Source organism: Bacillus massiliglaciei (genome assembly GCF_900098925.1).
GTDB lineage: Bacteria > Bacillota > Bacilli > Bacillales > DSM-1321 > Peribacillus > Peribacillus massiliglaciei.
On sequence record NZ_LT622353.1, the window covers coordinates 1 to 11,612 of the forward strand.

The window sequence follows — 11,612 nt, forward strand, 5'->3', positions numbered from 1 at the left end:
TGTGCTGAACCCTAAAAGTTAGACCAAAATATTTATGCAGCTTGTTGACTGGTATAAAGACGGTATTCCACCGGGCTCATGCCAGTCAATTTTGCTTTTATCCGTTCATTGTTATAGTAAAAAATATAATCCGTTACTGCTTGTTTAAGCTCTTCAAATGACTTATAAACTCTACCGTAATACATTTCCTGTTTCATTATCCCAAAGGAATTTTCCATTGGTGAATTATCCAGACAGTTTCCCTTTCGGGACATACTTTGAAATATACCGTTATCTTTTAGTTTCCTTACATATCTTTTCATTTGATAGCCCCAGCCTTGATCAGTGTGTATAGTCGTTCGATAGGGGCAGTCTTTTGTTATTTCAATTGCTTCATCTAAAGCATCCATAATAGCTTGAGCGTTTGGCCGTTCTGAGAACCGAAAAGATAAAATTTCACCATTAAACATATCTAGAAATGCATCTAAATAAGCCTTCTTAATGATTATCTTCCCATTAGAATCGGTCGTATAGTATTTGAATTCAGATGTATCAGTTGTTAATTTTTGATGTGGAATGCTTGTATGGAATCTACGGTTTACAAGGTTTTTCGATATCTTGCCTACAGTTCCTTTGTAAGTGCTGTATTTACGAGATTTACGTGTGAATGATGTACAAGTAATACCAAGTTTATTGGTAATCCGTAGGATTTTTTTGTGATTTACGATATAACCTCTCTTACGTAATTCCATATCAATTCGACGATATCCATAATTTCCATTATGTTTGTTTACAATCTCTTGGATAATCTTTTCAATCTCTTCATCTGGATTGGAGTCATCAAATCGTTTTTGCCAATACATATAAGTTGCCTTTGGAAAACCTGTCGCTTCAAGGATAACAGCTAATTTGAATTCTTTTCTGAGTTCGTGGATGACCCTGGATTCTGTTTTAGCAGTCGGCTCGGAATATTTATCCCTGAAGCTCGGAGCTTTTTTAAATAGGCATTCTCCGCACGTAGTAATTCTATTTCTTTTAATAATTGTTCTTCCTTCGTCATTTTCTTTTCATTTTTATTTTTCTTCGGCTTGTTGGACATTGATGGACGCCCCTTTGATTTAGAGAGCCCTTCAATACCTTCATTTTGCCATTTTCTCAACCAATTAAGAATCATAGGTGGTTCAGTAATGCCAAATTTTCTAGCAACTTCTTCAAGGGAATCTTTAACTGCTAATGACTTTAGTCTAAGTGATTCGCAATTTTTGACAGTGGGGTATGACGGGTTAATTGCCAAACTATATCGATTGGATTGGAGCGGAAGGGGTGAGACTCCTGCGGGAATAGCGGGTCAAAGGAAGACCCCGCAGGAGCGCGGAAGCTGCGACGAGGAGGCTTCCTGACCGCCCGCGGAAAGCGAACCCCCTGCAGCGTAAATCGCTTTATTCCAAAATCAAAATATCTTTCCGGAGAAAAGTATAAAAAAAGGAGGGATGAAGAAGAAGTTGTGTTAGAGGGCGCCATCATTTCTATAGCAAGTTTTTAAACATAGAAAAAGCAGGGATCCTGAGAATCCCTGCTTTCTTTCTGCCTATTATTCGACTGACTCTTTATTCCTGTTCTTTCTGCTGAATTTCATGATGAATTCATAGACAACGGGAACAATTAATAGTGTCAGCAATGTGGAGCTGGCCAGTCCGCCGATAACGGTGATGCCGAGACCTTTGGAAATCAGGCCGCTTCCTTCTGCGCCGATGGCAAGAGGAATCAGGGCACCGATTGTGGCCAGTGCAGTCATCAGAATTGGACGGATCCGTGTAGCACCTGCTTCAAGCAAGGCTTCGCGGGTAGGAATGCCTTCTTCTTCTTTCTTGATAACACGGTCAATCAAGACGATGGCATTTGTGACGACGATACCAATGAGCATCAAGACTCCCATGAGAGAGGATACGCTCAATGTTTCTCCGGCAATCCATAAGCCCACCAATGCACCAATCACGGTATATGGAAGGGAGAACAGAATGGCAATCGGAGCCAATCCGCCATGGAAAGTCACGACGAGAACAAAGTATACAATCGCAATCGCTGCGAGCATCGCAAGACCGAGCTGTGTAAAGGATTCATTCATTTGTTCCGTTACACCGCCAAAGTCGACAGTCACGCCTGCAGGAAGGTCAATTTTGTCTACTTCTTTTTGAACGTCTGCTGTTACTTTGGAGACGTCATCGACGGTGATGGTGCCGGATACGTCAGCATAAATCTTTCCGTCACGTTTTGAGATCGTGTTCGATGATTCGCCTTCTTCAATTTTGACAAGATCCTCTAATGGAACTTCTGAACCCATTGGAGTGGCGATTTTTTTGTTTTCCAGGTCGTTTTTATCTTTGTATGTGTCTGTTTCTTTTTCGATATAGACTTTGATTTCTTTGCCGTCATTTTTAATGGTTGTCAGTTCTTCTTCCGAACCTGTATTGGAGAGAGACATGGCAACTTGACCGGCAGTCAGTCCTAAGTCGCTCAGTTTTTCCTGGTCAGCGATTAACGTGTACTGATCATAAGTTTCAGAAAGACTGGTATCTACATCTTTCAGTTCTTTATGTTTCTGCATAATGGCTTTGATTTGATCTACGACTGGTTCGATCTTTTCTTGCGTATCCCCGTAGACATAAAGGGTCATGGCGTTGGAACCTGTTCCGGTGAAATTCTGTTCTTTCCAAGTGCCTTTGGAATCCAGGTTATTGAAATGTTTGAGAACATCTTCTTTTTTCGTACCGAAGTTTTTCGTATCTTCATCATAGATGAGGTAGAACAGGGCTGAGTTATCTGATCCTGATCCCATTCCCATCATGCTTTCACCGACTGTGTATTGAACGGTGTCGATATCTTTTTGATCCATTAGATAACTTTCTGCTTTTGCCGTTTCTTTCTCTACATCTTCTTTCAGTTCACCTGGTGCAGGAGTGTAGGTGATCATGACGGTTTTCTCTTCTTCTTCCGGAATGAAACTGAATCCGATTTTTGGAAGAAGGAACAAGCTTCCGACAAGGATCAGGGTAGCAATGATAAAGGTAACAAGCTTATGGTTCAAGGACCAGTTCAGAACGCGCTTATAGTAGCCTGCGATTTTGCCTGGTTTTTCTTCATGCTCCTTGCCGCCTTTTCCTTTCAGCCCTTTCTTGAAGAACTGGTGGGCTAAAGCCGGAACAAGCGTAATGGCCACAAGCAGGGAAGCGAACAAAGAGAATACCATGGTCAGAGCGAATGGGGTAAATAATTCGCCGACAGGTCCTGTCACCGCTGCAAGAGGCAGATAAACGGCTGCTGTTACGACAGTGGATGAGAAGATCGGGATGAACATTTCTTTCGTTGCCGATCGGATTAAATCGCGTCCTTGTAATGCCTCGTTTTTCAAGGACATTCGTCTGTAGATATTTTCAATAACGACGATTGAGTCATCGACAACACGGCCGATTGCTACGGTCATGGCTCCGAGTGTCATGATGTTCAGTGTAATATCCATTTGTTTAATCAACAGAATCGCAATCAATAATGAAAGCGGGATGGAGATAACGGAAATTAATGTTGTACGGATGTTTCTTAGGAAAAGCAGGATGACAATGATCGCAAATAAACAGCCGAAAAGGGCTTTGCTAAGCATCGTCTCAACGGAATCTTCAATCGGCTGGCCTTGGTCCAGTGTTGTGAAGACCTCTGCTCCGTCGACATCCTTTTCGAAATCCGCTATGCTGTCTTTTACATCGTTAACAACATCGACAGTGTTGGCGTCCGGCGATTTTGTTACCTGAATGCCGATAGAATCTTTACCGTTCGTTTTAGCGATGGATTCAGTCGTTTCCTGAATGTCAATATCAGCAATGTCTGAAAGCTTCACTTTTTGCGGCTGCGGCGCCTGTGCTGCCGGCATTTGGGCACTGCCTTGCTGTGGTGCCTGCTGGGCAGCCTGGTCCATGCCCTGGGCTGCTGCAGGGCTGCCGCCTGTTACTGGTATTTCGATATTTCTAAGGTCTTTCAAAGTGGTAATATTTCCATCGACGACAATGGTTTTTTCTTTATCACTAAAGTTGAAAATACCAAGAGGCGATGAAACATTGGAGCCTTGGACGATTCCTTTGACTGTTTCTTCATCAAGACCATATTGGGCCATTTTTTCCTGATCAAAATGGATGGTTCCCTCTTCGAACTGCTGTCCGGAAATCGTTACAGAGGAAACGCCGTCAATGCCTTCGAGCTCAGGAACGAGCAGCTCTTCGACATCCTTAGTCAGCTGTTTTAGGTCTGTTTTATCACTGGCTGCGCTGAGGGCGATGACCGGAAAGGAGTTCAAGGACATCCTGGAGACATCCGGCTCCTGGGCCTGCTCTGGAAGGTCCAGACTGCCTAAGGCATCTTTTACTTCGCTTACAGCTTCCTTCATATCGGTGCTGTAATCATATTCTAATTGAATGGAAGATACGTTGGCCATGGAGGATGAGCTGACCGTATCTACTCCAGCCAAATTGGTGACGTGCTGTTCAATTGGCTTTGTCAGTTTCTCTTCTACATCTTCCGGAGCGGCTCCGGGATAAGTAGTATTAATCATGATGACCGGGGTTGAAATATTCGGAAGCGTTTCCTGCTTCATATTAAGCCCCGAATATAAACCGGCAGCGACAATGATAATCGTCAAGAGCCAGATCGCCAGTTTATTTTTCAGCGAAAAGTTAATAATCGAATTCAAGCTTTTGCCCTCCAATTTTTTGTTTTTATGACTGATTGGTCATGTTTTTAAATATAGCGGATATCATATTGCATTGCAATAATAAGTAGCTTTGATCTTTCAGGTTGTTCTCTTCTGGATTATAGGATAGAATAAACCGGTGACTCATTGGTCAACGAATTGATGAGGGGATGAAATGAGATGCTGGATAAGAAAAAATTGATTATTAATGAAGCGGTCAAATTATTCGGAACGAAAGGCTATCATGCCACTTCTGTTCAGGAAATTGCTGAACGCTGCGGAATGGCCAAAGGTTCTTTTTATAATTATTTTAAATCAAAAGAAGAGTTAGTTGTTTCCATTTTTAAGTATTATGTAAATGAATATAGGGAAGTTTTTGCGGAGATTGAAGCAAGGACAGATTTGGACGGCAGGGAGAAATTGATTAAGCAGATGAAGTTCCAAATCAACCAGCTGGAGATGCACAGCGATTGGATTAAGATGATGTTGAGAGAACAAATGATGTATATCAACGAGGAGCTGGATCAATTTCTGCAGCATGTTCATTACCTTTCCCTTAAAAGGAGCAATGAGCGGATAGCCGAAATTTACCCCGACCTTCCCGCACAGTTCATTCCGGACTGTACTATCATCCTGGATTCGCTGTTCAATGGGTATATTTCCTTTCTGTTCCTGAAACCGGATTCTTTGGATCAAAGCCGGATTCCTTCTTATATTTTGAATCGGATGGATGCGGTGGTCCGCGGCCTCCAAGAAACAGACGAGCCCTTATTAAAGGCGGGTTTTTATCATGAATTCCTTCGGGAAACGAGTCTTTCTGAAGAAGCTGTCCTGGATTTAATCGAGGAGGCGGCAGAGAATGCGGAAAAGGCGGAAAAGGGCGAAAAGGCGGCGGAGTCCTTGAGAATGCTTAAGACGGAATTTTCCAAGCAGGAACCGAATGCGGTTATCTTGGAGAGTCTTTTGCTGTTTTTGGAACAGCAGGCACAGCGGCATTCTTTCCTTCGAATGCTCACGGTAAAATTAAGAAAGGTTTTAAACCAGAAAGAGCTTTCCTGAGGGAGGCTCTTTCTTTTTTGTTTTTTAAATTTTAAAGTGAATAATCCTGCACTTTTTTACATGATAAGATAAAATAAATATGTACATAACTCATCGATGGAGGATTATGCATGACATATCAAGTACGGCTGTTGAAGGGGATTTTAGAACCAAAAAGCAGCGGTTTTCAGCTGGTGAGGGCGGAGGAAGTCACTCGGTTTGGCTGGAAGCTTGCGGCAACTTTACTGATCAGTATGCTTGTATTCGCCCTGTATGGCTATTTCGGAGTCGGTTCAGAGTCCTTTTCGAAGGAATTGGCCAATCTGACGGACCGTGAATACCAGATGGGCAGGCTGCTGGTCTTGGCCGGGAATCTTGCGGCAGGAGCGGTTTATCCTGTTTTATTTTTATTTCTCGGTTCATTGGTGTTTTGGATTGCTTTTGATGTTTCTTACATAAAGTGTGTCATTGTGCAAATGTTCCTTTTTTTGCTTCTGATGTTTGAAAAGGCCGTTACCCTTCCGTTTTTGGTGCTGCTCGATTTGAATGCTGATGCAAATCCTTTTTCATTAGGCATCATCAGCCAATATGTAATGAAAAATGAATTTTTTATCCACTTTTTCAGCGAATGGACGATTTTCCAGTTCATCGTCATCCTGCTTCAGTATTTCTATTTGAAGCAGCTGGCTGTACAAACGAACAAGTGGTTCATCCTGTTCATTGTTGTCTCGTTCTATTTATTATCCTGGGTTGTGAAGGCTTTCTTAGCTTATTTGGAAATCAGCATCTTACTATGAGGTGATGTCGAAGTGAAGAAGTGGAAAGTATGGACGGGGCTCAGCCTGTCAGCAGCGCTTGTAGCCGTCAATCTATATTTGGTCGAACAGAAGGACAGCAAGGTTGACCGCACTGTTTTTGTGAAAAAATGGGAGCGGGTGAAAAAGGGGACGGTTACGGAATCCTTTCAGGTGAAGGGTGTGGCCAGGCCTGCCGGCGAGCGTTATGTTTATTTTGATGAGAAGGAAGGGAAGTTCGGCAGTTTCCTTGTTAAGGAAGGCGATCAAGTAAGCGAAGGAACCCCGCTGTATACATACGAAACACCTGCATTGGATGCAGAGAGAAAAGAGCTTGAAAGGGAAAAAAGCCTGACAGAAGGTGAAATAGCGGAAATCGAGCGGTATATCAGCAAGCTGGAAGGCCATACGGGCAGCAATTCGGATGGATCTTCTTTTCCTGCTGAGGAAACAGCCGGGGCATTTCATGAAGGACTGGATGCAGAGGCATCAGTTTCACCGGAACCCCCGGATTCCTCGGAAGACCTGATGCAGCAGGAAATATACAAACAGGAGATGGAGGCCGGCAAGCTTGCGGAAAAAGTGAAATCGATTGATGCCGAGCTTACCGCGATTGAGGAAAAGAGCCAGGCTGGACAAGCGGAAAGTGAAACGGACGGTATCATTAAGGATGTGAACCCTTCCTTGAAGAATCCGGTCATCACCATAGCGGAGGGGGAAACTCTCATTGAGGGGATTCTCACGGTTGGGCAGCTGAAGAAAGCCGAAACGGGCATGGCGGTTCAAATTATCTCTCCTTATTTAAAGAAGCCTGTTTCAGGGACAATCGAGAAGATTCAGGCCTATCCGGAGAAAGAACCGAATTTGGAAACAGAAGGTACTTATGCCTTTGAGGCAGCCATGGACCAAACCGGATCAGGAGAGAAGACGGCTGATCAGGAAAACAGTGAGCCTGCCGTGAAGGAAGAGAACGAAACGGTCCATCCTCCGTCTGAAGCGGAAGACAATGGGCTGCCAGCCGGAGCAAAGGCGGATGTGACCATCATTACAGATGAGGCTAAGAATGTTCCGTTTATCAGGAAAGATACGGTCCGCCATAAGGACAGGCCGTTTGTCTATACCCTCAATCATCAAGGGAAAGTGTCAAGGGAAAATATCCAGGAAGGCCTTGCTGCCAAAGGCAGGCAGGAACTGAAAGAGGGACCCGGAGCCGGGACGGTCATTCTTCAGGAACCAAAAAAAATTCCAATGAACGATTCAAAATTTATAACAAGGGTAAAAACAGAGAAAGCAGGAATGTCGGCCTTTAAGCAGCTGACGCCTAAGAAAAGATGGAGATACTTTCTGATCGGCCTGCTTGAAAAATGAGGCATGCTTCCAACCTTGAGCGGCGCGCCTGAGAAGAGGTGTTCAGGAAAATTTTTCATTATTAGAATTTTCTCAATTATGATATACTTATAAAATATAAACAGAAAAGATGGCTAGCTTGATTCACCTAGAAGAATATAAGATTAGGCAGAAGAATAAAGCATTATGCAGAAGATTTCGGAGTGTGTGTTAAAAATATATTTACATATTAATGTTTTTAAGATAATATTTTGTTAGCAACATCTCGCTTAATCTTATTTCTTTAAAGAACGGGGGACCCAATTTTGCGGCCTGCCGCTAGGGGTGAATTCAATTTTCGATTGAAAGGGCATCAGGTTTCCGAGTCCTAACCCGACAGCTAACCTCGTCAGCGTCTTAGAGGGAACAATTGAATGTTCAGGCTAGGAGGGGCACCTTTACAGTGTCTTTTTTTTCAGCCCAAGAGTATGTGCTTGTCTATCAGACCAGTATGTTTCCCTTGCCAGACCAAACTGTTATACATCATAGACGGAAGGTGAGGAATGAAATGAAAAAGTTTAAATTAAGTTTAGCCAGCCAAATTTTCATCGGCTTAATAATAGGGATTATCGTCGGTGCGATCTTCTTCGGCAGCGAAACGGCCCAAGGCTATCTTCAGCCTCTCGGAGATATTTTCCTCCGCATGATTAAAATGATCGTTGTGCCGATTGTTATGGCAAGCATTATCGTTGCCATTGCCGGTGTCGGAGATTTGAAATCTGTCGGTAAGTTAGGCGGAAAATCCATCTCATACTTTGTTGTCGTAACGATGATCGCCATTGCGGTCGGCTTGGTCTCAGCCAATGTGATCAAACCGGGAGCAGGGCTCAATATGAGTGAGCTTACCCAGACGGATATCAGCAGCTATGTGGATACAGCTGAGCATCAAGAAGAGGGCGGAAAGTCCTTTGTTGAAACAATTGTGCATATCGTACCATCTAATCCATTCCAGGCACTTGTAGAAGGGGACATGCTTGCTGTTATCTTCTTCTCGGTTATGTTTGGACTGGGTATTGCCGCAATCGGCGAAAAAGGCGAGCCTGTCCTTAAGTTTTTCCAGGGCATGGCGTCGGCTATGTTCTATGTCACCAACATGATCATGAAGTTTGCTCCAATCGGTGTATTCGCGCTTATTGGGGTCACTATCTCAAAGTTTGGCCTAAGTTCACTTTGGCCGCTGCTGAAGCTGGTTCTTACGGTTTACGGAACGATGATTTTCTTCGTACTTGTTGTGCTTGGCATTATCGCTAAGTTTGCAGGTTTTGGCATTATTAAATTGATCAAGCTGATCAAGGAAGAATTGATTCTGGCTTTCTCAACAGCAAGTTCAGAAACGGTGCTTCCAAGAATTATGGATAAAATGGAAAAAGCGGGATGCCCGAAACATATCGCCACATTTGTTATCCCGACCGGTTATTCTTTCAACCTGGATGGCTCCACCCTTTATCAGGCATTAGCGGCCATTTTCATTGCTCAAATGTACGGCATTGATTTGAGCATCGGTACACAGATTACGCTTATGCTCGTATTGATGGTCACATCCAAAGGTATTGCAGGTGTGCCAGGCGTCTCCTTCGTTGTATTATTAGCAACATTGGGAACGGTAGGAATTCCGCTTGAAGGATTAGCATTTATCGCCGGTATTGACCGTATCCTTGATATGGGACGTACGGCAGTGAACGTAGTAGGGAATGCTCTTGCAGCGATTGTCATTTCCAAATGGGAAGGGCAATTTAACCCGCCAGCAGAAACAGAAGCTTCTCAGGCATCTTAATCCATCAAAAGGTCCAAGTCCGAATATCGGGATTTGGGCCTTTTTGCGTGCGCCCGGCATGGGTGCAGTCTATAGGGTGAGAGTCCCGAACCATGAAGGCAGTAGTAATGGTTAGCTTAACGCAAGGGTGTCTGTGGTGACGCAGAATCTGAAGGAAGCGAGCGGCAAACCTCCGGTCTGAGGAACACGAACTTCATATAAGGCTAGGTACCATTGGATGAGTTTGCACAACAAAACGAAGTCCTTACTGCCGAAGGTGGTACAGAGTAAATGAAGCAGATAGATGGAGGGAAAGACTGTACTCTTACCCGGGGAGGTCTGATTGGAACGCCAAGTTCCCTTGGTAACCTATCCAGCGATGGACAGCTGAACAATCAGAAGTCAGCCGAGGTCATAGTACCATTCCAACTCGAGATGGAATGGGAAGGACTGAACTATTAGGAAGAACGAGAACTAGGCATATAATTCCTGTATAGAAGCAGACAATCCGAAAGGACTTACTTGAAGGAGGAAGTGGTGAATTCCACAGGGGACTTCATGAGGGTGGAGCAGGAATAACATAATTAGATTTCTACGTTCACGTCGAAAGGAAATATCACATGTTAATGGATCTGATTCTGTCACGGGAAAACTTAATAGAAGCACTTAAACGTGTGGAGAAGAACAAAGGGAGTCACGGCATAGATGGAATGTCCGTAAAATCCCTACGAAGACATCTCTATGAGAACTGGGAAACTCTTTGTGATTCATTAAGGGAAGGTACCTATCAACCTAACCCAGTCCGTCGAGTCGAAATCCCGAAACCGAACGGTGGAGTAAGATTACTAGGAATACCTACCGTGACAGACCGGTTCATTCAACAGGCTATCGCCCAAGTTCTAACCCCACTTCTTGACCCAACCTTCTCAGAACATAGTTATGGGTTTAGACCAAATAGAAGAGGTCATGATGCGGTTCGTAAAGCAAGGGAATATATAAGTGAAGGTTATAGATGGGTGATTGACATGGACTTGGAGAAATTCTTTGATAGAGTCAATCATGATAAGTTAATGGGGATATTAGCAAGTAGAATCCAAGACCGGCTGGTCTTGAAACTTATACGGAAATATCTCCAAGCAGGAATTATGATGAATGGTGTAGTCTATGATGCAGAAGAAGGAACACCACAAGGAGGTCCACTGAGCCCCCTTCTTTCGAATATCCTTTTGGATAAACTTGATAAAGAGTTAGAAAGGAGAGGTCACAAGTTTGTCCGCTACGCCGATGATTGTAATATTTACATGAAATCGAAGAAAGCTGGAGAACGAGTGATGAACTCAATTACATGCTTTATTGAGCAGAAATTAAAGCTCAAAGTAAATAGAGAAAAGTCAGCAGTTGATCGCCCGTGGAAACGAAAGTTTCTTGGCTTTAGCTTTACGGTCAATAAGAAACCGAAGGTTCGAATAGCCAATGAAAGTATTAAAAGGTTTAAGGCTAAAATACGGGAGTTAACCTCCCGTTCTAAACAAATTCCTATGGAAGTTAGAATCGAGAAACTAAATCAATATCTAACGGGATGGTGTGGATATTTTGCATTGGCTGATACACCAAGTAAATTTAAAGAATTTGATGAGTGGATTAGACGGAGACTCCGTATGCTTGAATGGAAACAATGGAAGAAACCGAGGACAAGAGTAAGAAAACTCAAAGGTCTAGGTGTCCCTGACCAAAAGGCATATGAATGGGGAAACTCCAGAAAGAAATATTGGAGAATAGCCTGTAGTCCAATCTTACACAAAACCCTCAATAACTTGTATTGGAGTCACCGAGGGTTGAAAAGTTTATATAATCGATATGAATTTCTGCGTCAAACTTAATGGAACCGCCGTATACCGAACGGTACGTACGGTGGTGTGAGAGGTCG

The 11,612-nt window shown here is 43.4% G+C and carries 9 protein-coding genes and 1 riboswitch; of the genes, 7 read left to right on the forward strand and 2 right to left on the reverse strand.

Features of this window, described 5'->3' with window-relative positions:
* Positions 1-32: 32 nt before the first annotated feature.
* Positions 33-1,022, reverse strand: coding sequence for an IS3 family transposase (locus tag BQ4305_RS02765; protein ID WP_110926378.1), 990 nt, complete (start codon positions 1,020-1,022; stop codon positions 33-35).
* A 144-nt stretch (positions 1,023-1,166) separates the two neighbouring features.
* On the opposite strand from BQ4305_RS02765, the gene BQ4305_RS21215 reads away from it, so the two are divergent.
* A complete protein-coding gene (locus BQ4305_RS21215) occupies positions 1,167-1,379 on the forward strand; it encodes a hypothetical protein (RefSeq protein ID WP_199880529.1) in 213 nt (70 codons plus the stop codon).
* Between the two features lie 191 nt (positions 1,380-1,570).
* Here BQ4305_RS21215 and BQ4305_RS02775 read toward each other — a convergent pair whose 3' ends face one another.
* Positions 1,571-4,714 (reverse strand): efflux RND transporter permease subunit, encoded by a 3,144-nt coding sequence (locus tag BQ4305_RS02775; protein WP_110926380.1) that lies wholly within the window; start codon positions 4,712-4,714, stop codon positions 1,571-1,573.
* A gap of 180 nt (positions 4,715-4,894) precedes the next feature.
* On the opposite strand from BQ4305_RS02775, the gene BQ4305_RS02780 reads away from it, so the two are divergent.
* From BQ4305_RS02780 to ltrA, 6 genes are all read left to right on the forward strand, one after another.
* Positions 4,895-5,773: a TetR/AcrR family transcriptional regulator gene (locus tag BQ4305_RS02780; protein ID WP_110926381.1), complete on the forward strand. Its 879-nt coding sequence runs from the start codon at positions 4,895-4,897 to the stop codon at positions 5,771-5,773.
* Between the two features lie 110 nt (positions 5,774-5,883).
* Positions 5,884-6,549, forward strand: coding sequence for a hypothetical protein (locus tag BQ4305_RS02785; protein ID WP_110926382.1), 666 nt, complete (start codon positions 5,884-5,886; stop codon positions 6,547-6,549).
* A 12-nt stretch (positions 6,550-6,561) separates the two neighbouring features.
* The gene (locus BQ4305_RS02790) at positions 6,562-7,914 is read left to right on the forward strand and encodes an efflux RND transporter periplasmic adaptor subunit (protein ID WP_110926383.1); all 1,353 of its coding nucleotides are present in this window, start codon (positions 6,562-6,564) and stop codon (positions 7,912-7,914) included.
* A 235-nt stretch (positions 7,915-8,149) separates the two neighbouring features.
* Positions 8,150-8,302: riboswitch (cyclic di-AMP (ydaO/yuaA leader) on the forward strand.
* A gap of 138 nt (positions 8,303-8,440) precedes the next feature.
* On the forward strand, positions 8,441-9,706 hold the full coding sequence (locus tag BQ4305_RS02795) for a cation:dicarboxylate symporter family transporter (RefSeq protein WP_110926404.1): 1,266 nt from the start codon (positions 8,441-8,443) through the stop codon (positions 9,704-9,706).
* Between the two features lie 270 nt (positions 9,707-9,976).
* Entirely contained in the window at positions 9,977-10,147 is a 171-nt protein-coding gene (locus tag BQ4305_RS21220) for a hypothetical protein (RefSeq protein ID WP_199880500.1), read from the forward strand.
* A 158-nt stretch (positions 10,148-10,305) separates the two neighbouring features.
* The gene (gene ltrA, locus BQ4305_RS02805) at positions 10,306-11,565 is read left to right on the forward strand and encodes a group II intron reverse transcriptase/maturase (RefSeq protein WP_110926134.1); all 1,260 of its coding nucleotides are present in this window, start codon (positions 10,306-10,308) and stop codon (positions 11,563-11,565) included.
* The last annotated feature ends 47 nt before the right edge of the window (positions 11,566-11,612 follow it).

Bases quoted from the DNA above. Each gene is read 5' to 3' on its own strand.
- BQ4305_RS02795 (WP_110926404.1), top strand. From the start codon at position 8,441: ATGAAAAAGTTTAAATTAAGTTTAGCCAGCCAAATTTTCATCGGCTTA.
- ltrA (WP_110926134.1), top strand. From the start codon at position 10,306: ATGTTAATGGATCTGATTCTGTCACGGGAAAACTTAATAGAAGCACTT.
- BQ4305_RS02780 (WP_110926381.1), top strand. From the start codon at position 4,895: ATGCTGGATAAGAAAAAATTGATTATTAATGAAGCGGTCAAATTATTC.
- BQ4305_RS02785 (WP_110926382.1), top strand. From the start codon at position 5,884: ATGACATATCAAGTACGGCTGTTGAAGGGGATTTTAGAACCAAAAAGC.
- BQ4305_RS21215 (WP_199880529.1), top strand. From the start codon at position 1,167: ATGCCAAATTTTCTAGCAACTTCTTCAAGGGAATCTTTAACTGCTAAT.
- BQ4305_RS21220 (WP_199880500.1), top strand. From the start codon at position 9,977: ATGAAGCAGATAGATGGAGGGAAAGACTGTACTCTTACCCGGGGAGGT.